Consider the following 21,933-nt stretch of genomic DNA (forward strand, 5'->3'; position numbering starts at 1 on the left):
GACCGCCAAAGCCCCGGCCGGGAAGCGGGCGTACGCTCGCTGCGCTACTCACTCGGTCGGTCACTCCGTTCGCTCCCTCGCTCCGGTGCTTTCGTCGCCTACGCCCGCTTCCCGGCCGCCCCTTTGAGTCCCACCCCTCCGGAAGACGGTCCTGCTCGCTCACTCCGTTCGCTGCGCGGGCTGCGACTTCCGTGCTCCCGCTCGCTTCGCTCGCGGGAACGCACAGCACCGCACCTCACGCCTCCCCAGCCTCGTCGCTGGCGGCGCCAGCCGCCAGCGACTCCCTCGCGCGTGCTGCTCGGCCGCAAAGCGGCCTCGCAGGCACGCGCCACCCCATTATGAATCGCGTCGCTGCTGTCGGTTCGTCAGGTTCTTGAGTCGGCTTCGCGTACGCTGGTTTGCGCGCGGGTTGCCGAGCCAGGCCAAAGGCGTAGCGCTTAGGACGCATCCATAAATGGCCTGATACATTCGATACGGCTCGCGCACACAATCGCGCCCTCGTCTTGTGGTTTTGCTTGTGTAAGCACTATGACCGCAAGCAATCACGAACGCTACTCTGTTGAAATTGAGGGCGGTCGATCCCTCAATTTAGTCCCCTCAAAGAACGCCGAACAGCTCAATGAACAGCAACTGGTTGATTATGCGGAGCTCCGTCGGAGGTTTGTCAAATGGCTTCGAGAGCGGGCGAAGAACCCCGAGAAGTTGGAGGGATACAGCGACTATACAGTGTACGAGACCGCTTACAAATGCGCTCGATTCGACCGGTGGGTTTGGGGCGAGGAAAAGCGATATACACACCCGCCGACGACCAAGCACGCGGACCGGTACATCGACGACGTCGTCTCATACTGGGATGTCGGGAATAGCACGAAAGGGAAAACGGAAGAGGCTCTCGCCCGATACTACCGCTGGCTAGCAGAGACGACACACGTCGATGTATGGGACCACGAGCAGCGTTTCAACAGTGGCGGAGGCGATGCTCCGCGTGACTACCTAACCCGCCGAGAACGACGTCTAGTCCGCGAGACGGCGCTCGATGCTGGCGGTTGGAAAATCCCAGCGATCGTGTGTGTAAGTCTCGATGCCGCGCTCCGCCCGGTCGAAGTTGCTCGCGCCACGACTGAGTGGTGCGACATTGTCAACGCAATGCTCAGGATACCACGCGAGGACAGCTCGAAAAACACAGACAACTGGCGCACGAGTCTGACGACACGATCGGCAACAGTGCTAGATCACTGGTTAGACGAGCGCAAGACCATTGAGATGTACGACGGACGCGAGGAGCTCTGGCTTACTCGGGAGGGGTCCACGTACGGCAGTCGGTCGCTGGCCCGCTTACTCCGACGACTCTGTGATCAGGCTGGCATCGACAGCGGCGCGCGGTCGATGACCTGGTACTCGCTGAGGCACTCAACGGGCACCTATATGACTGCCGAGCGAGACCTCGCAGCGACCAAAGCCCAGCTGCGACATCAGTCGGCACAGACGACGCTCAAGTACGATCAGGTCCCACCGGACCAACGACGAGACGTGCTCGATAAAATGTAGGTTCGAGTAAGGGAATTCCGGAAACACCCCCTCTCAAAATTTTGGCTCTGTTGAAATCCTTAGAAAGGGTTACATCCTGAACGGGGGTGGTCAGTACAGAAGGAATACTTAATGCTTCACAGTCAGGTTTCAGTTCTCAGTCACCGTGATCGCATATTCGTAGTCATGTGAATTCCGATCGTCAATCGTTTCCCTAACGCTGAAACCGTATTCGTAGGTGCCGGTTTCGGCATCAGGATCAACCTGAACTGGCACATCTACCGTCACACGTGTACAGTCATCCCATATCCAAATTGGCGGGCACGAATCAAGTTGAGCATCTATCGCTGGTGAGGTGTCGACATCCCCAAATCTGACTGGCGCATCCGTGGTACCGCATGAATACAACCGTGAGTCGAACGAGAACCCAGTAATGCCGTCTACCTGTATCTTGAAGGCTTCCGAGTCACCCGGTGTGAGTTCCAATTCCTCCACTTGTACGTCCGGTGGCCAGCTATCCTCTCCCGTACAAGACGGACTACTGCCAAGGCATCCGCCCAAAACTACGGATGCCGTGGGTACGGTTCCGGCGAGGAATTGGCGTCTTTTCATTAGTTTAGAATGACTTGACTGAGAATAAGTGCTTTCGGATGAAGTAGATTCCAAAACGAACAGGTACTCTATGACTGTACTCAGTAAGCACCCTTCACCGACCAGCTGTTTCAGACGAGAAGATGTCTAAAGAATAGGATTTCAACAGAGCTATAGAACCTAACGTACTATTGCTAGTGATTATAACACAACACAATAACCAATGCCGTGCCCCGATTGTGACCACACTCTCGCGTACCACTCCCGAAAAGAACGGTTGTTCTGCCCGGACTGTCTCAATCTTCCTGTCGCGGATAATGACCGCGTCAAGCAGAAAGCATCCTACATCCAAGACAACTACCTAAACCACCCGGAACTCCTCCAACTCCTCGAAGAATTCGGTAGCGTACACGTAATCGCATCGCTGCTGAACGAAATGAACGGAGGGGCACACGGCATGATGACCGAGAATCGAATGCCGTTCAAGAAATTCCTGTACGCGACACCATTACTGAAAAACGTGTACGAAGGAGCTGACGCGTTTGAAAAGTACTTTGACCCGAACGACACCGACGTTCAGGAAACCGTCGACGAACGGGTAGACGCGTTACTCCGCGCGGACACGGTACTCATACCGATTCTAAACCAAATTCAAGAGGATTTCGTCGTAACGATCGAGCAAACACCCGGGATTGGTGATTGGTTGGATTTCTACGGAAACCACGATTTCCTACATTCAGAGTACTGGTTTTGCTCAGAGAGGTGTATGCGAGCGACACTCGCAGCACGAACCAGTATCGCTGAAGATTTCCTCGAACAACAGGAACTCTTCCGATCGTTCGATAAACCCGCGAAAGACGACATCGAAACAGTACGTGACTACGGTGATTTCTGGTATGGATTTATTGTTAGTCTCGGATTCGCTGCAACGCTCGAAGACACAACAAAGAATGCGCTCACGACCGATTTCCCGGACGAGGTCACGATATTCGACATCGAAGAATTCCGCAATTGTATAGACCAGGTCTTGGAACAAGAACTGACAGCACGGACTGAACAAGATTATCGTCCGATTTCACTTGATGAGGATGATTTCGATACGTGCGGCGAGCACGTGTTCGGTGATGACTGGGGCAAGGTGAAAGACTGTATTTTAGTGACTGAATCGAACTTGGACGCGCACCCGTTGTACTTCCGGATCGAAGGACGTCAAGAGATGAAACTCCCGAATTGGCGAGCTAGTCGCCCAGTCCCAGTGTCTTTCATCTTGTACCCGGATTACTACACGATCCTGTTAGAACGGCAAATCTATCCTTTGCTGAAAAACGGTGATGAACCGCACAGCCGGGAAATCCTCTCTGACTTGACTGCGAAACGCGGACATGAATTTGAACGGTACGTGTACGAGTATTTGAACGAGGCAGTCGATGAAGCGTGGTTCAGCTGTAAAACCGCGAAGCAGAACGGGAACGAAGTGGATGTCGTGTTCGTCCACGATGGAACGGTGTATTTCGTGGAAGTGAAGTTCGTTCTCCCGACGTTAAATATGCTGTCTCAACGCGGCATTCAGGACGTGAACGAGAAATTTGACGGGTTGATTTTCAACGAAGAGAGTGATGATGGGGGGAAACCGTTCCCGGAGAAAGTTGATGCGTGGCGGAGTGTGGACGCAGGAGCAGACGTGATACATACCCCCAGCACAAATAAAGATAATCGGCAATGGATCAGTGTTCCCGACGAGTGGCGTGAGTTGGAGTACGAGATGCTAGTTGTGTCGAATTTCGTACCATCGTACCTAAAAAAGCAAGAGGTTCGGTTCCTTACTGATTTGGAGTTATACCAGTGGATTGAGAACGGTGATGATGTCTTCTACGACATACTGAACTAGCACCATCGGCTCTGTTGAAACCCTATTCTTCGGACATATTATCGACTGAAGCAGCCGGTCGATTAGAGCTGTGTATTGTCGATTAAATATATGAGTTTACTCCATAAAAGGACCATATGAGAATTCTGTGGCAGGTCGGATACGTCATTGCTGTAGCGCTTGGTCTGGCCTATGTTCTCCTTCCGAAGAGAATTCACACGTTTGGATTTGAGCTCCTTCGACGTCCATCATCTGACCAATCTGAGGAGTCCAACACCCCTGTCTGGCTTTATCGCGGATTAGGTGTGCTATTTTTATTCATCGGCGTAACAGGATTCCTCTAAGAGGCAGGTCATCTGTACTGAACGATTTGTGAGTCCCGGCTCTGTTAAAATCCTGTTCTTCAGACAAATTCTCACCTGAAACAGCCGATCGATGAGAGCTGCGCGTCTATCACGCGCTATCAAGACATCGTCACCTTACAGATTCATAAAGTATTACCCTGGCCCCCGGGACGGTCCAATATGGCTGTCTCGACGACATCTCCTCTCTTTCTGCTCTATGTTGGTCTCTTCGTCGTGGCTGCATTGGCCTGTTTTATAAGTCTCACACGCCTTCAACGTATCACAAATGCTGATACCCGACGGGGATTGTGGGCACTCCTCCTGACGAGCGGCGGGTGGGCGACCGCTCACGTCGGATTTCTCGTCTCACCAACGATATCACTCAAACTCGCGTGGTATACGTTCGGGCTCGTGCTGGGACTCGCAGCTGTCGGCGCATGGCTCTACTTCTGTTCAGCGTATACTGGTCGGACCTACCATCGAAATCCGACATACCGTCGCCTTGCTATCGCCGTCTACATCGTACTTGTCGCGGTGAAGGTCACCAATCCTCTCCACCAAGGATACTTCACGACGACAGCCGTCGCCACCCCGTTCCCTCATCTGTCCGTGTACACAGGGCCGCTACATTGGACTGCAATGGGGCTCTCGTATGCACTCGCCTTTGTCGGCTATTTCATGCTGTTGGAACTGTTCACCGAGATCGATCTCGACACACGAGCGCTCCTCGCTCTCGTTGGAATCACCGGCCTGCCTGTCGTGTTCGATATCATCGGGTACACCACGCCCTACCTCATCGATATTACCTACGAGCCGCTCGGGGTCGCCGTCTTCGCCGTTGGTGTCGCGTTCGTCTATATCGACCAGTTTGATGCCATCCAATTGGCCGGCGAACGGGACGAGCCAATTATTGCGCTTGACGCGAGCAACCACATTCGAGACACGAATCGCGCTGCGCAGACCCTCTTCCCTGACCTTGACGGTGCCGAGGGCACCCCTCTGAAGACGACACTTCCACGAGTAGCTGACTGTCTTGACAGCGACGACGCTATTTTGAAACTCCAACAAGAGGACCGCCCCCGGTATTACCATGTTACAGAGACACCGTATGGGACAGCAAAAGCTGGGCTCGGCCGAACCATCCTTCTGACCGACGTGACTGACCGTGAGCGGTACCGTGAGGAATTAGTGCGACAGAACGAACGTCTCGAACAGTTTGCCAGTTTAGTGAGTCACGACCTCCGTAATCCTCTCAACGTGGCCACAGGGCGGTTCGAATTACTCCGCGAGGATATCGAGGAGGTTGCAGAGAATGAACACGCAGTAGCCATCGAACGGGCGCTAACTCGGATGGAGGATCTAATTAGGCAAATTCTCTCGCTCGCCCGTGATGGCCAACCAGTCGAGCAGTGGGATGCAGTGTTGCTCTCGTCGGTCGCACAGAACAGTTGGGAGATGGTTGAGACAAACGCTGCCGAGTTACGCGTCGAGGACGACCTGACGTTCAAAGCGGACCCGACACGGCTCCAACGACTGTTCGAGAACCTGTTTCGGAATTCAATCGATCACGGTGGCCCGGACGTGACGGTCTCCGTCGGAGTGCTTCCTGACCGGCCGGGATTTTACGTGGCTGATGATGGGCCCGGTATCCCTGAGAGTGACCGTGAGTCCGTGTTCGACCCGGGGTATACGACCCGCGAGGAAGGGACCGGGTTTGGACTCGCTATCGTCGCCGAGACAGTTGCTGCACATGGGTGGAAGATACAGGTGACTGAGAGTGAGACCGGTGGAGCTCGCTTCGAGATCCTCGGCGTTGAAACCGTAACGTGATTCTGTACTGACAGGCCCTGACTGTTCTGTAAATTGTGCTCTGTGAGGGGATTCCGGAACCACCCCTCCCAATTGTAGTCGCGCCCGCTCACCGTCACGATCGTGTGTGCGATAGCTCTTGCACCCCCAGTATACTCTCTCGCTCTCGCTCTCCTCGAAGCCGAACGGCGACTGAGTGTCCGGGTGGGTAAATCCCTCTCTATACCAACAAACATCTTTGGACGAAATCGGGGGTGATTTTCACCGTGAGAAACTCAATCGAAGCGCTGAAAAACTCTTAGAAACTCTAAAAAGAGCGCACAAACAGCGCCGAAGAAACTCCGAAAACTCAGTCGCAGAATTAGTTTTTCAGAGTTCCTCACACACCCCCGCGTCGGGTTTTTACGATTGTTTTTACCGATCCACGATTATGTATATTTGCGATGAAACAGATATTGATATACCTATCAGGGAGCACAGACGAGATGATCAAAGAGCAGTATGAGCAGTGTATGGAGCTCGTCGCGCAGAGGCACGGGGGAACCCTGCGCGAGGATGACAAGGCGAGACATCTACGCAAACTAAAACAACAGCCGTCGGTCCTGTCGACTGTCGGCGACGAGTACAGGCTTTGTCTCGTCGCCGACCGGAAGGACATCGACCGCCGTGAGGAGAGCGCAGGCGAAGTCATGAGTAAGGGTCTGAAAGGTGCGGACGAGATGATAGTCGGGGACGCGGAACCCTATTTATTACAGCCAGACCATGTCGCCGAATACCTCAGGAAAGTCGATGAAATCACAATCGCTGCGAAGAGAATCACGTTCACACGAGGGGCGAGTATCGAGCACATCCACCGCATCATGGCGGCGATTAAAGAGCGCAAGACGACACACGATGACGACGAGATACTCGTAGATAGTTGGTCAGGGGGACGTCCACCGATTGCATGTCGTGTCGAGGACGGGCAACTCGTCAAAGACGGCAACTATCACGACATACGCGAGACACTTCATCGAGTCGTGTTCGATAATCTGTCTAAATCTGAGGCGGCGCGACGAATTGGGTGTACTCGAAAGACTGTCGGGAATACAATCAACAGACGGCACGAGCTCTTCGATATTCCCCAGCAGTGACGACGTCGCCGCGGACGCTCTTTTCTTGTCAAATCTAACACCGGGAGTGACGAGCACCAGCGACACAATCGGCAGCGATCGTGTGTGGCGAGCACAGCTGTCGCGGGCTCACGGCGAACCGCAACCCCCGCCCTATTGACTTAGCCATTATAATGGGGGTCATCTCGCTGGGAGAGCGCGCCCAAAATGTAAGAAATATGAGCACCAATTAAGATACTATATCTGATGTGAATTGGTAGTCAGAGATCTGGCATTTTGGACAGGCGGTGCTGGCGAGCCCACCCACTATATATAGTGGGGTGTGTATCTGTGTTCGTTGTCAATAGAGAGTTCGTTATAGATCGTGCCGAAACCGTATTTCTATCCGGTCGTAAAATCCTCAAAAACGATCAATTGGTAGCCGAAAGTTGGATCGTTAAATACTATTGGATTATTGATCGAGTCTAGCGTTACTTTTTTGGAGATTATCAGTATTGATTCCCGAGCCTTTAAACAAATACGCAAGTATTGGTATGTGCTCTGGGTTCGCTTCCCTCCGCGAGAAATGGGGAGACGCGCCACAACGCGACACCCCAGGGCACCTGACCCTATGTCAGAATACAATACGAAGTCTAATAAAACAGACGGGTTTCAGATGGAGCCCGTTCGAGTCGAATTGGACGGTAACAGAGAAATTGAAGCGGTACACCACATCGTTAACGATCAGTCACAACTCCTACACCTCTATATTGAGGAGCGCGCAGGAGGGGTTGACCTCAGTATCCCACTCTCGAATGTAGTTGTAATTGCGAAGAACGGTGCTGGCGCTCACGCAATTGAAGATATGACGAGCGATGTCGACACGATTGCGCAGGCCGACGGGTTTGCGGCAGACGGAGGCGATCTCTGATGTCAACTGAGGAGATGCCAGACGACATCAGTGGCCCAGATGCCGACACGCCGATTGCAAAGCTCAATGCCGCGTACGGGACCTTCGAGCAAGACGTGAAGAGCGCGGATAACGCTGGTGAGGCGATGCGTCTCTGCCTCGATGCCGCGGAAGGCTTTGCTGAAATAGAAGTTGAAGCTGGTGACGCAGCAGGTGACCAAATCAACTCGATGGCACGCGCGTACCTCAATCAATTGGCGGACACGAAGAGCGGCGTTGATAGGAAGAGCGTACGGCGAGTGTGGTCAGACAAGCGTGACGAGCTTGAGAAGGAACGGCAGATTTCGGACGGCGAAGCGGTCATATTCCCGGAGCTTGTCGAACGGACATTAAGATCGGTGACGAAGAAGGTCACGACAGACCGCAGTAGCACGGAAGAAACAGAGTACGTGCTAAAATTCGACGATTCGAACGGTACACAGCTCACGGTTACGCAGTCAACACTGTTCGAGGGGCGCGCAATGTGGAAAGCGTATACGGCAGCTCAAGAAGGTGAGTATCCCGACCGTATCGGCAATGAAGAAGTGGAGTGGGACAATTGGGTCGGTGGTGTCCTCGAAGATGTTGGCGAAGACGTTGAAGAAGAGCCCGGCGCGCGGACGGCAGCGCTGCAGGCGTTGAAGAACCACGTGATGAACTCAACTGCGTTCGGGAACCGGATGGACGCGGTCGAACATGGCGGGGTATTCGTGAACGCTGAACCACCGGATAACACCGAAGTTGTTGTTCCTAGGGAGGCGATTGCGTCCATCACGAACACGCACGAGATCACCGACCGGGCGTTGCAGGCTGAAATCTCAGCGCGAGGGCTAACCGGCCCATCCACCGCGGGCGACAAGGTGGCAGTGAGTACGACCGTTCATGGGAACTGGCAGACGTTCTGGTATCTGTCAGGCGATGCGTTCGAAGTGAACGAGGATTCGTACAAGCAAGAGGCTGAGGACCCCCTCGATCGCATGGGTCCCGCCCCCGGTGACGAAGACGACGATGATGACGGCGACAAGGTTGTCAACGAGTCGGACAATATTGGAGACGACTCCAACACCGACACGGACGACGGCAGTGACCAGAGCGGGGCGTCACCGGACAGCAATGACGGAGACGGTGGCGACAACGATGATGACGGCGACAAGGTTGTCAGCGAGTCGGACGACGTCAGAGACGACTCCAACACTGATACGGACGACGGCAGTGAAGAGGACCGCTCCCCCGGGAAGATCGGGTCATACGGTGGCGAAGACGGAGGTGATGCGTGATGCCCGGGGAGCCCACAGACTACGACGCGGCAACAGACTACGAGGACGCCGCCCCACCGGAAGCGGTCCGTTCAGGACTGCCGGAAGAACTCAAAGACGCGCAAATCAAGGGTGGGGAAACCTACCCGGTCACCGATAGCATTCGTCTCAACGGCCCGCCGGGGGTTGGGAAGACCACACAGGTGTGCCTACGCGTTTCGACGCTCATCACTGAGTACGACATCGACCCGTCGGACGTCACGATCGTGACGTACCGCCGGTCGCTCGCAGACGAAATCGGTGACCGGCTCAAGTCGTGGGGTGTCATCGACGACGATGCCGACCTATCGATGTGGACGACAGCGCACGCCTGTGCGAACCGAGTAACAGGGTTATTATCGCGTGATAAGGGTAGTGCGAACGACTATCAGCAGAACAGTGGTCGGGGACTCGGCCCTGCAGTGACTACATACGAACAGTCGTACTTCTGCAGTGATGTTCTGAATATCCGGTACTGGTCTGGTCAGCCGTGGGAATCGACGCGCGGGCAGTTGCTGTTCGACGTATTCGAGTATGCAGCGAATAATCTTCTAGACCCACGTGACGAGGGTGATCTGCGCGAAATTCCGGCATATGACGATCTTCGTGAGGAGTGGCCGGGAGTGGACGTCGCCACGGTCTACGAGCAGTGGCAGCAGTTCAAGGGGCATCAGGACTTGGTGGAGTTCCATGAACTCCTCGAAGCCGCTGTAGACGGTCCGCTTCCACCCACTAAGGTGGTTGTCGTGGACGAATATCACGACGCGTACCCGCTTCTGGCCCAAGTTGCAGAACGGTGGGTTGCAGCCGCTAACACGGCGATCGTGGCAGGCGACCCCCTACAAGTTGTCAATGCCTATGCGGGTGCTGACCCGCGGTTCTTTACCGACCGTATGGACCACTTGCCTGAGGTGCTCCTCGATAAGTCGTGGCGGGTGGCGGAGGAACACTGGCAGGTGGCGACTCGGATGCTGCAGAGAGAGTTCGAAGCGCCACCAATCGACCGACACGGTCGCGGAGAAATCCACGAGTACCAGTCTCCCGAGTTCACCCACGCGCAGAACGCGGGGTGGACGGTTCCCGGGGCGAATCAGCCGGCGAGCCCCGTGGCGCTCGCAGACGAGTACGTCGCCGGGAACGACAACCGCGACATGTTGCTCCTAGCGAGAACACAGAAACAAGCGCAAGGCGTCAGCGCAGCGCTCGACAAAGGCGGGGTCGTTCACGAGACCCAGGACGCCGACGACGTCGGCGGGTGGACACAACGGCGTGTAGACGCGCTAAACGCCGTATTGAAACTGCAGACTGTGCCGGGAAGTTACGGGCAGGACACCAATCAGTACGGACTCATGAAGTACGACGGTGACGCGGCAGATTTCCGATTAGACGCTGAGGAAGCGGCAGTCATCTTAGAGCATGCGCACGGTAGGACACTTGAACACACAAGTGATGAACTCGATTCGTTTGTGGAATCCCTACGTAGCGACTCTGAGAACTCTGATAACGGACAGACACTGTCCGCGGATGACCTTGATAAAGTTGTCAAGCCAGCATTCTGGCGTAAGTACACGGACGGTCCGGCGACGGTGAGGCGTCTCACGAAGGCCGGCGAGTTCGAGGATGAGGACCTGAAAGCGCTGCAGAAAGCCGCTGTAAGGTACGATGACCCGGTTCCTGGGGACGTGTTGAAGAAGGTCCGTGTTCTCACGATCCACGCTTCGAAGGGTAGTGAGGCGACGGATGTCGTGATTTATGACGGGATCACGTCCACGATCGGCACTGAAATGGAGCGCTCACGTTCGACACGCGAGAACGAAGCGCGGACATGGTACGTCGGGCTGACGCGCGCGTCAGAACGCCTCCACATCATGCGTGAGGGCTTTTCTTGGGTGCAACCACACTTACCCCGAGATATTGCTCCGGTCGCTGCAGTAGCTGCAGAGCGCGCGGTAGAAGATGAATCTGCGCGGAGCGAAGGAGGTGAGGCGTGATGAGACGTGAAACGACGCGGCGGTTAGAAAACGCTGAGAGCGCTGTCAAGGTCATTGATGTTGGCGAGCAGTACATTACCCTCGATATCCCCGAGTCTGTGTACGACGCCGAGCGAGCCATCCCGTACGAGTTGGTGGAGTTCGACGCAAAGAACTGGTTCGTTTGGGACTTAGACGAGAAGGTTCCACGAGCCCCGCATCGAAACAACGGATGGGCCGGGCGCGTGACTTGGGGGCGGGAGAACATCGACTTCGACTCCCGCGCCGGTTCAACCTTTGAGGAAGTCATCGATGCTCTCAATGGCCGCTCAGACGGCTACGTGGATGATTCGTGGCGTTTCCACGATGACGAAGAACCCCGCGAACTGTATCCGATGAGTATTCTCCCGCACGCGGACTTCAGCCCCGAACCGGGGTTGATGTTCTTCGACTTCGACGACGTCGTCGAACCTCGCGGAGACGGGACAGCGGTCATGACACGTGAGGTGTGGGATATCGTTCAGCGACTCGAATGTTACGCTGAATTATCCACGTCAATGACGGGTGTGCACTGCTTTACGCGCGGTGAAATGCCGGGTCAGGTAGATGGGAAGAAGGTACTGAAGGACTTGAACCAAGAACTTCCGGATGGTGAAGTAGGGCACATCGAGATTTACGGATACCCCGCGAACGGTCGCGTGATGGGGACGACGTGGATGCATATTGACCAGACTCCTCGGCATACTGTCGCAGAACGTCAGGACACGATCGTGTCGCTCACAGACGAGTTGCTCGATGACGACGATACCCTCACCGAGCGCGAGCAGGCGAAAGAAGTGTTTGAGGAGCGTGCGGACGCGGACCACGGCGAGAGTCCCGGGTCGCAATCGGCGTATTACGGGCTCAACCCGGTAACGATTGCGAACACAGGAGCGTTCCGTACTTACGCGAGTAATGGACAAGGCCCGCATCCGGTTCATGGCGGAACTAGCACACCGGATAGTGAATCCACGAACTTCGCGGTCTCACGGTCGGACGGGTGGAAGTGTTGGGCTCACGATGATGGCGGTGGAGCACTACAGCTGATTGCAGTGGAGGAAGGAATTCGCCAGTGTGGACGCGCGAGTGACGTCATGCAGCACCCAGTTGATGCGCTCCGGACGTGTTTAGCGGCACGCGACAAACACGCGCCATCTACACTCCGAGGGGAGAGCCCGCCTACAGTCGCGCTCAAGGGCGTGTTGGACGTACAAGGCGTTGATTACAACGAAGACGGACGCTTGACACGATTGAATTACGAGTTGGCGAGCGGTCTGTTCAAGGAAATGGGGTACACCGGGTGACTGATATGAAAGAATCAACTGTCGGCACGAACGATGTTGTTAACATTGAGGTGGACGGCTAATGCCACGCACAGAGAGCATTAACATGCGACTCAAGTGCAAGATTAACCGGTATATCGCTGATATCGAGCTCATACCTGGTCCTAATGCAGAATCGTGGCGGTGGAGCGATATCTTTGTCGCGCGTACCGGAGCTGGCGCTGCGGATCCATCGATTGGGTACAAACTCCGCGATGCGGGGCTGCTAGTCAAACAGCCAGACGGTCGATATCGGACGACTGAGAAACTAAGCGAATACATGCAGGAAAATCACGGGGTGGATATGACAGGCCGATCTTCGGATTGACAACATTGTCCGAACTGGCCCCCTCCCCGGCGGTCTCGCAGAGGCCTTCGACGACTTAGACGCCCAACCACCAAGCGAAGATCAACGAATACACTGACACGCCTGCTACCGGGGCTTCTGGGTCCCGCAAGAATGAGGGTTGATCTCATAGTTATTGGACAATACTTGAACTCGGGGCCCGACCTAAGAGACGACGAGGCACAGACGGCGCTCGGGGTATTCGACGACACACGATCGTGTCTGCTAGAATTGTGAAAAGAATTTTCCTGTCGTTATGACTGTGAGATATTATCCATATCCGCGTGGTCCTTGATTAGGTTAGTGAACCACAAAATCAAATCTTGCTCCGCAAACGAAAATACATTCCACGAAACAAGTTCACTGAAGCGTTCGATTTGGCGCATAGCCACTCTAAAACCGAGCACCACTTTCTCAAACTCTCGCGGCCCCTCCAATTTACAGTTTTTAATATGGGCTAAGATATAAATGGCCGCCGATTACAGTTGCGATAATGACTACTCTCTCTGATGACGAAGTCACAATTTCAAGTGACAAGATTGAACAAATTCGGGAGCGCGTACTGAAAGCAGAAAAAGAGAAACTCCACTTAGATCTCCCACGTGGGATTAATGACGAAATTGAGCAAATAATTATAGAGGAAATTAACTAATGCAGCTACAACAGATTGAGTTACTAAACTTTCGGCAGTTCCGGCACGAAGCGATTGAATTTGCTCAGTCCTCTGATAAAAATGTCACCATCGTACATGGTGCCAATGGGTCCGGTAAATCGACATTACTCAACGCGTTTACTTGGCTGCTCTATGATGAGGTGGATTTCGACACGCGTCCTGACAGACTGGCAAGTGAGGGTGCAATGGCCGAAGCATCTGTAGGTGACTCGATCTGTGTTTGTGTGGAGCTAGAATTTCTACATGATGGTACTGAATACGTCGCTAGACGGGAGGTTGAATATGAAAAACGGGCTGACGGCGATTTTGATGGTGAACTTGTCGATGCCAATATGACAGTCAAGTACCGGGAGGGTGGCCAGTGGGAGGAGCGACTGAATCCTGATAATACGCTTGACCAGATTATCCCGAAACGATTGAGTGGCTTGTTTTTCTTTGACGGAGAGGATATAGACGAACTTGCAGGGATTGACAATCAAGATCGCATTCAGGAAGCAATTCAAAATATAATGGGGCTCACTATTCTTGAGCGCTCTACCCGTCATTTGGATACTGTAGCGGACCGATTTGAAGATGAGGTGGAAAAGTATGCAAGTGATGAACTTTCAGATCTTATCTCTCAAAAGCGTGATATAGAGGAGGCTATTGATGATCTTCAACGAAAACTCCAAGATACGAAGCGGTCTAAGGATCAAGTAGAACAAGAGATATTTGATCTTGAGCAAAAACTTGAACGGTTAGATGAGAGCGCCGCTCTTCAAGAGCGAAGAAATGAATATCGAGAAGAACGCTCCGATATTGAAGAGAATATTGAACAAATAAATGAACAGATCCGGAAAGAAGTCAGTGATCACGGCTTCATTCCCCTCTCAATGCCCCTTATTCGGGAGACTGCAGAAGAGCTAGATTCGATGCGGGAACGTGGACTCATTCCTTCTGAATTGAGCAATTCATTCATTGATTCTTTACTTGAATCTGGGAGCTGTCTCTGCGGTCGTGAGTTGAAGCCAGGAACTGAACATTATCGTAAGGTGGAGGCGATGAAAGGTGAGGCAATTGGTGATGGCGTTGAACAAGGGGCACTTCGTATTGTTGGACACCTAAATCGGGTCTCCGAGGAAGAATCCAAATTCTTTGAAACTGCTGATGAACTTATCGAGGAGAGAAAAGAACTTCATGACGAGCTTGACGATTATGATGAGCTAATCGATGAGATAAGTTCGGAACTACAGAAGCTTGATCAGACAACTGAATCTGGTCAGACAATTGGTGAGTTAGAATCTGAACGTGAAGAAAACGAAAGAAAGCGAGACGACCTCATTTCAGATATAGGCGGTATTGAAGAGCGAATCGATCACAAGGAAGATGAGTTAGAGAGCCTCAAAGAGGAGATAGAGCAGCAACGCGATGAACATGAGGAGGCCCTCCTAGCCAAGCGTCGGCAAAAGGCGACTGAACTTGTAGAAGAAGAGCTAGAATCTTCGTTCTCTGAGTTCAAAAATCAGGTCCGGGAGTGGGCAAATGACGAAATAAGAAAAACGTTTGGTGAGATTGCGAGCAAAAACTTCACTGCTGAAATAACCGAAGAATTCAAGCTCAAAATCTGGCAAGAGGTCGGTGACGATCGTGTCGAAGTAGACAAATCAACCGGGGAACGCCAGATTGCTAGTCTTGCTTTTATTGGCAGTTTAGTCAAAATCGCCAGACAGAGATATGAATCTGAGAAAGACTCAGAGTACTTCACTGGTGGAATTTATCCGTTGGTGATGGACTCTCCTTTTGGCGCTCTTGACAAGCGGCATCGACAAAAAGTTGGAGAGGTTATCCCCACTCTTGCAAACCAAGTAGTGGTCTTTGCGACCGACTCGCAGTGGGAAGGGCCAGTTGAAGAGGAGATGTCCGACAGGATCGGCGAACAATTTTGGCTTGATTACGACCCGGGAGAGTCGCCCGGCGAGTACCCCCAAACGAAAGTTCGCTCAGAGAGCACATCCATGGAAGCTAACTAAAATGGGACGTATTATCAATTACAAGAAAACCGAGCTGTACGACACGCTGGTTGATGAGTACGAAGTCTTTGAGAATTACTATGACCTTCTCATCTTCCTTGCGGTTATAGGATATAAGGAAGACAACCCCGTCCGCGAGGGATACCGTGGTAGTAGTTCGGAGGGTACAGCTGGTGAATCGGGGCTACATAATGTTTATTCTCAGGATCTGTATCGTACGATTATGGCTAGTCTAGCCTTTCAGGATACCGGAGACCCAGAGGCTCTCGTTGACGAACAAACACATATGAAAGTTCTTGCTCAGTATGCTGCAGGTGGACTAGAGATTGCCGAAGACGAGTTCGGAGATATTGCTGGTGATCCTACAGATGCGATAATCAATTATATAAAAATGTCTCAGAGCGAGGGCACCGGAACTGAAGGAGAGCTAGCCAAGATTGTTCAGAGTTTTGATGACGAGATGATGAACATCGAAGGGGAGTAAATTAGCATTACAGCAAGTATTTTTAAATTAGCCATATCCACAACATTAAGACGCCGCTGAGTATCAAGGGGACCATGGAAGAGGAATCCAATACGCCACTTTGTGGCAAAGAGATTTTTCTCTATCCGGGTGACCCGGATGGAACCGGTATGCTAGCGTACGATACCACCCAATACAGAGATCAGTATGATAATCTTCAGTTTGCAGACAGTACACAATTTATTAGTTCATTAGAAGAGAATATACGCCTTGAAAATCGTTCTCTCCTCCGCGTAGCAGAGGGAGAGAGATTTGTCGTACCTGAATACCAGCGGAATTTTACTTGGGAAGAGGATCAACATGAGGAACTTTGGAACACTATATTATCTATTCAGGACCTAAAGCCGAAAGCGAATAATCTTCCTGTTGATACTTACTTTGGAACTGTGTACGTCGCCCGCGACGCCGACGGAGATGTATTCGAGATTATTGACGGTCAGCAGCGTCTGACCACAGTAGCAATTATTCTAAAGAATCTAAAGCAGCAGCTAGAAGCTCGATTCGACAGTATAGATGGGCAGCTTCTCGAATATGCACAACATGTCTGTGACCGCCATTTAGAGGATCTATTATTCCGTGCTGACGGTCCGGCTATTACTCCCTTCATTACGTTGAATGACCACGATCAGCCGTTCTTTGATATTGTGTTTAAAGAGAAAGAGGACCGGATTAAACCAGTAAAAAATCTCCCGCAATATGATGGACGAAAGACAAACTCAATCACTGTGCAGTCACTTCTTGATGAACTTGATATCCCAGAAGAAGCATACGAAGAGGATGAAGACTTTGAGGACACTGACATGCTTGAATCGTACCGCTACTATGGAGATGCACATAGACGACTCGTTAATGCTGACAAATTCTACAAGAAAAATATTAGACAGTTCATTGAGAAGGATATCTTTGAAACTCCGGCGACAAAGGTCCGAGCGTTGCTAAATCTGACTCACTATATTCTCCGTTCCCTTCGCGTCTCAGAATGTATCTTTGAGACTAGTAATCAGGAGCTCCGAATCGAAGTCTTTCAATCGCTCAACGACCGTGGTGTTGAGTTATCGAATATGGATAAGATTCGAGCTCGTGTTGTGGGGCGATTCCAAGGAGAATCAGATAGTGGTGTACAGATCGATCGCTGGGAAAGCGTTGTCAAGACGTTTGGAGGAGATTCCGATGATGTTGAAGACTTTCTTGCCCACTATCTTGCAGCGACAGAGAAAGAATTCTCTACGGTCACAGAAGCGAAAAACGAAATGCTCGAAGCATTTCGTCTCAAACAAATCGGTCATCACGATATCCAATCGAGACTGGCAAGCCCAGGCCAGGCTCGGGACTTCTTAGAAGAATTAGTGAATTATGCACAGCGATATCGTGAAATTGTTTCTGCCGATTTGACAGATGACGATTTAGAGCTGAAAGACCCAGAAAAAAGCGAGTGTGAGGAGATTCTCAAGCGGCTCAACAAACTTGGAACTAAACAGTGGCGGCCGTTCGTGATGTACGTCTACCAAGCGGTGACGGAAGCCCCACAAAAAGATCAGTTTTTGGTCGATGTCTTGAAAACAGTAGAGAATATCTCGTTCCGATTTTCTATATCGGATCTTGTCGGCACAGTCGTTGATGACACTTATCCGGATTCCTGCCAAGAATTTCGAGAGCTTGAGCAGACGGGGAATCAATTTGATTCCGAGGAGGTATCTGAGATTCTTATTGAGAATATCGATAATTCTGCACGACAGATGTTCGGCGAATCATTCATCGATCGACTTGTTAGTAAAGAGAGTTGGAACAACAACAAGACAAAACAACTGTACTTGAAGGTCGCGGATGAAGACTTTAGGAAGAGAAATCAGGTTGGGATCACGAACTCTCACCTCAGTTCAGACTCTAGTGAAGTACATATTGAACACGTACTCCCAGTATCATACATTTTGCCTAAGAAAGACCATCCGTATGCGTGGTTAGAGCACTTCTTCCGTAATAACGGAGATAACAAGATTCGCACTCAGATCGATTATCTTCAGTCACGTGACGCACACGAGCTGTCACCCGGTGACGACGGCTATGATGAGATCGAGCGAATCGTAAATGGAATCGAGGAACGCTTCGTACGTGATCTTGGAAACATGATTTTGCTTGACGAAGCGGTCAACCGGCCGATTCAGAATCGTCTCTTTTCAGTCAAGCTCAAGGAGTACCACAAAGAGCACAGCAAGGACATGGAAAACATCATCAACCAATACTTCGGTACTGATGGAGCAATTGACGAAGCGGAACTTCAGCGCTTACTAGCGCTTGATATGCCCGATGATGAGACGAGATCTAGTTCTCCCTCACTTGTTCAAGATTTCAACGAGTGGTGGACGTATGAGCGCCTCGTACAACGGAAATCACAGCTAGTGTCTGAAATTTTGGAATCACTCACATTCCCAACCAGACCAGACGAGTTCGAACCGTTTGTAGATGATATCGAAAATATAGTCGAGGAAGATGTTCAGAAGCGTTTAGCAGTTCTAACTGTCTAAGACTAGACTCTGCTATGGCCTACTCTTCAAATATACACTTACAGGGAATAGTAGGTCACTGAAGGATTGGAATAGGGCAGACTGGCCTATTTAAAACGGTACTTCATCTTTTTCGAACTCTCCTCCCAATCATAGCCCTAATCACAGTCTTCACAATCGCATATACATGGCCCCTCTAATCAAATCTGTCAGAATCAGACTGGTTGCTTTACAAACTCTGTTACAACGTAGAACGGAAGCGTATCAATTAGCGCGACAAGCAGCTTCACGATGTACTGCCCAGCGACGATTGAGGCGAGTGCCCAGCCCCACGTTGGCTCCCCACCAAGGCCGAGTGCCGGGAAGATAGCGAAGCCGAGCGTGATGAACACGATCGTGTCCACGCCTTGACTGACTGCAGTAGACCCACAGTTCCGAAGCCAGCGATGGCGACCGCCGGTGCGAGTCTTCAGATTGGCGAATAATCGGACGTCGAGATGCTGGGCGAACGCGAGCGCGACGACGGAGGCGAGGATGATCGATGCGGAGCCGCCAAGCGTCGATACGAACGCGTCTTGTCCACCGTAGAACGGGGCAGACGGCATCCAAATGGCGAGGAACACGAGCGCATACGCGATGACGAGCGTGACGACGGTTCCGTTGACCACGGTCGCAGCGTACTCTTTCCCGTGGTACTCGACAAGCAGGTCTGAAGCGAGGTAAGCCACGCCGAAGGCGACGAAACCGGCGGGGACGGCGACGCCCCCAAGCCCGGGGAGCTCGATCCACGTCAGTTTCGCTGCGAGGACGTTTGCGAGAACGATTGAACCGGCGAACACGGCGGTGAAGATCGCGCGAGTATCCTCAGTCTCCATCAGCTGTCACCGTCTTGTATGGGCGTACAGTTTCCTGTGGTTCGCTGTCTTGAGCTGACCCCAGTAGAAACCGGTGCGCAACGACCGATAGGGTAGACGGTGGATGAGTGTGAGTCGGGTTGCTGTTCCATCGGTGAAGTAACGAAACTCAATCTTTATATATTCCCCGAATATTCTTCGAGTATGTCCCGAAGTATATCAAGAGATGAATCCGAATCAGACGTCCTTCGTGAGGCCGGCCAACGAACCCTCCACATCGGAGAGGATAACCCCATCCGAATTAGCTCGGGCCACCGTATTCTCCACCACGACGGAAAGTGCTCGCGGCCACACGGCCACAACTACGAGATCGCCGTCGAAGTTACCGGCGAACTCATCGAAGAGGGGTGGGTCGTCGACAAAGGTGACGTCACAGACGTCATCGACGCGTGGGATCACCGATTCCTTGTCGAGGAGGGTGACCCGCTCGTCGACGCATTCGAGGCGTCGGGCGACGGCGACGCCCTCGTCGTCCTCGATCACCCACCAACGGCAGAGGTAATGAGCGTGCTCCTCGAACAGCGAATGCTCGACGCGTTCCCCGACACCGTCTCCGACGTGTCGGTGTCGGTGAGTGAAACCGGCGAGCTCTGTGCGAGTTACTGATGCCAGTCGTAAGCGATGTGGAAGAACCCACAACGGACGCTGACGCGGCTGGTGAGGGCCTCCCAATCAACGAGGTGTTCTACTCGTTGCAGGGTGAGGGGACGCTCGCAGGCGTTCCCTCTGTCTTCGTGCGGACTTCTGGGTGTAACCTGCGGTGTTGGTTCTGCGATTCCTACCATACGTCGTGGGAGCCGACCGGCGCGTGGCGCGATGTCGACACGATCGTGGAAGAAGTACAGTCGCACGAACAGGCGAACCACGTCGTACTCACGGGCGGGGAGCCGCTCATCCACGAGGAGTCCATCGATCTCTTGGAGCGACTCGACGCCGAGGGGTACCACACAACGGTGGAGACAAACGGGACCATCTACCGGGACGCACCAATCGACCTCGCAAGCATCAGCCCGAAGCTGGCGAGCAGCACGCCGACGCCGGATCGGGACCCGAAAGGCGAGGGCGAGTGGGAAGAGAAACACGAGCAAAACCGGATCGATATGGATGCGTTGTCCCAGATGGTCGACGACTACGAGACGCAACTCAAGTTCGTCGTGACCGATGAGACAGACCTTCCGGAGATTACGGACCTCGTCGATCGAGTGCGGGCGGCGGCGACGACGACCATTGCTGACGACGACGTGTTGTTGATGCCGGAAGGTATGACGCGGGAGCAACTTGACGGAACGCGAAGCCAGGTGGCAGAGTTAGCGATGGAGTACGGCTACCGATACACCCCCCGACTCCACGTGGACCTGTGGAATGACGCACCCGGGACATGAACGTCGCCTTGGTCGGCCCGACCGATGGAGTGCCGTGGGGGCGTGGTGAACAGGACGACAATTGACTCAACACAACCGAAAATACATGAGCAATAAAAGCGCGGTCATTCTGGTTTCTGGCGGGATGGATAGTGCGACAGCGGTGTACGAAGCAATGGATCAGGGGTACGAGCCGTACTTCCTCCACACCTCATATGGGCAACGCACCGAAGACAAAGAGTACGAGTGCGCACAGGCACTTGCCGAGGAGGTCGATGCGGCTGACTTCCTCCACATTGAAACGGGCCATCTCGCACAGATTGGGGCGTCGAGCCTGACGGACGAAGAGATGGACGTCGCCGATGCTGACTTGGAGAGCGACGAAATTCCCACGTCGTACGTCCCCTTCCGCAACGCGAATCTACTGTCGATGGCAACATCGTACGCAGAGGCGACTGACTCGGAGGCGCTGTTTATCGGAGCCCATTCTGAGGACTTCTCCGGGTATCCGGACTGTCGTCCGGCCTTTTTTGACGCCTTTCAGCAGGTGATCAACGTCGGAACGAAGCCCGAGACGGAAATCGAGTTGAAAGCGCCGTTCGTCGAGTGGTCGAAAACAGACATCGCTGAGCGTGGGTTAGAACTTGGTGTCCCATACGACATCACGTGGTCGTGTTACCGGGACGAAGAGCCGGCGTGCGGGACGTGTGATGCGTGTGCGTTCCGGCTTGAGGCGTTCCGAAATGCTGGGTCACGTGACCCGATTGCGTACGCTGAGCGACCTAAGTTTTCGTAATACTGC

16 protein-coding genes are annotated in these 21,933 nt (G+C 52.8%); 14 read left to right on the forward strand and 2 right to left on the reverse strand.

Annotated elements, in window-relative coordinates; all coding sequences use genetic code 11:
• The first annotated feature begins 528 nt into the window (after positions 1-528).
• The gene (locus tag J7656_RS11410) at positions 529-1,548 is read left to right on the forward strand and encodes a tyrosine-type recombinase/integrase (protein ID WP_211553323.1); all 1,020 of its coding nucleotides are present in this window, start codon (positions 529-531) and stop codon (positions 1,546-1,548) included.
• A 129-nt stretch (positions 1,549-1,677) separates the two neighbouring features.
• On the opposite strand, the gene J7656_RS11415 is transcribed toward J7656_RS11410, so the two are convergent.
• The gene (locus tag J7656_RS11415; protein WP_211553325.1) at positions 1,678-2,022 is read right to left on the reverse strand and encodes a hypothetical protein; all 345 of its coding nucleotides are present in this window, start codon (positions 2,020-2,022) and stop codon (positions 1,678-1,680) included.
• Positions 2,023-2,395: 373 nt separating this feature from the next.
• Between J7656_RS11415 and J7656_RS11420 the strand changes: the two genes are divergently transcribed.
• The 10 genes from J7656_RS11420 to J7656_RS11460 all read left to right on the forward strand — a co-directional run bounded on the left by J7656_RS11420 (position 2,396) and on the right by J7656_RS11460 (position 18,877).
• Complete coding sequence (locus J7656_RS11420; RefSeq protein WP_211553327.1) at positions 2,396-4,006, forward strand: hypothetical protein; 1,611 nt, start codon at positions 2,396-2,398, stop codon at positions 4,004-4,006.
• A gap of 116 nt (positions 4,007-4,122) precedes the next feature.
• Entirely contained in the window at positions 4,123-4,329 is a 207-nt protein-coding gene (locus tag J7656_RS15325; RefSeq protein ID WP_249191459.1) for a DUF6199 family natural product biosynthesis protein, read from the forward strand.
• Between the two features lie 180 nt (positions 4,330-4,509).
• Positions 4,510-6,159 carry a sensor histidine kinase gene (locus tag J7656_RS11425; RefSeq protein ID WP_211553329.1) on the forward strand — a complete coding sequence of 550 codons (1,650 nt, stop codon included), beginning with the start codon at positions 4,510-4,512 and terminating at the stop codon, positions 6,157-6,159.
• 422 nt (positions 6,160-6,581) lie between these two features.
• Entirely contained in the window at positions 6,582-7,271 is a 690-nt protein-coding gene (locus tag J7656_RS11430; protein ID WP_211553331.1) for a hypothetical protein, read from the forward strand.
• A gap of 888 nt (positions 7,272-8,159) precedes the next feature.
• Positions 8,160-9,455 (forward strand): hypothetical protein, encoded by a 1,296-nt coding sequence (locus J7656_RS11435; protein ID WP_211553333.1) that lies wholly within the window; start codon positions 8,160-8,162, stop codon positions 9,453-9,455.
• Positions 9,455-11,464 (forward strand): UvrD-helicase domain-containing protein, encoded by a 2,010-nt coding sequence (locus J7656_RS11440; protein ID WP_211553335.1) that lies wholly within the window; start codon positions 9,455-9,457, stop codon positions 11,462-11,464. Before J7656_RS11435 ends, J7656_RS11440 begins: the two co-directional genes overlap by 1 nt.
• Positions 11,464-12,786 (forward strand): hypothetical protein, encoded by a 1,323-nt coding sequence (locus J7656_RS11445; protein WP_211553337.1) that lies wholly within the window; start codon positions 11,464-11,466, stop codon positions 12,784-12,786. The genes J7656_RS11440 and J7656_RS11445 overlap by 1 nt, the downstream gene beginning before the upstream one ends.
• 1,015 nt (positions 12,787-13,801) lie before the next feature.
• Positions 13,802-15,832, forward strand: coding sequence for an AAA family ATPase (locus tag J7656_RS11450; protein WP_211553339.1), 2,031 nt, complete (start codon positions 13,802-13,804; stop codon positions 15,830-15,832).
• Between the two features lies 1 nt (position 15,833).
• A complete protein-coding gene (locus tag J7656_RS11455; RefSeq protein WP_211553341.1) occupies positions 15,834-16,316 on the forward strand; it encodes a hypothetical protein in 483 nt (160 codons plus the stop codon).
• A 74-nt stretch (positions 16,317-16,390) separates the two neighbouring features.
• Positions 16,391-18,877 carry a DUF262 domain-containing protein gene (locus tag J7656_RS11460; protein WP_211553342.1) on the forward strand — a complete coding sequence of 829 codons (2,487 nt, stop codon included), beginning with the start codon at positions 16,391-16,393 and terminating at the stop codon, positions 18,875-18,877.
• A gap of 194 nt (positions 18,878-19,071) precedes the next feature.
• Here the strand turns inward: J7656_RS11460 and J7656_RS11465 are convergent, their stop codons facing one another.
• On the reverse strand, positions 19,072-19,731 hold the full coding sequence (locus J7656_RS11465) for a queuosine precursor transporter (RefSeq protein WP_211553343.1): 660 nt from the start codon (positions 19,729-19,731) through the stop codon (positions 19,072-19,074).
• Between the two features lie 183 nt (positions 19,732-19,914).
• Between J7656_RS11465 and J7656_RS11470 the strand changes: the two genes are divergently transcribed.
• From J7656_RS11470 to queC, 3 genes are all read left to right on the forward strand, one after another.
• Positions 19,915-20,376 (forward strand): 6-pyruvoyl trahydropterin synthase family protein, encoded by a 462-nt coding sequence (locus J7656_RS11470; RefSeq protein WP_211553344.1) that lies wholly within the window; start codon positions 19,915-19,917, stop codon positions 20,374-20,376.
• Positions 20,376-21,152 (forward strand): 7-carboxy-7-deazaguanine synthase QueE, encoded by a 777-nt coding sequence (locus J7656_RS11475; protein WP_211553345.1) that lies wholly within the window; start codon positions 20,376-20,378, stop codon positions 21,150-21,152. Before J7656_RS11470 ends, J7656_RS11475 begins: the two co-directional genes overlap by 1 nt.
• Before the next feature lie 85 nt (positions 21,153-21,237).
• Positions 21,238-21,927: a 7-cyano-7-deazaguanine synthase QueC gene (queC, locus tag J7656_RS11480; RefSeq protein WP_211553346.1), complete on the forward strand. Its 690-nt coding sequence runs from the start codon at positions 21,238-21,240 to the stop codon at positions 21,925-21,927.
• Positions 21,928-21,933 lie beyond the last annotated feature (6 nt).

The organism is Halorubrum ruber (assembly GCF_018228765.1).
Lineage (GTDB): Archaea > Halobacteriota > Halobacteria > Halobacteriales > Haloferacaceae > Halorubrum > Halorubrum ruber.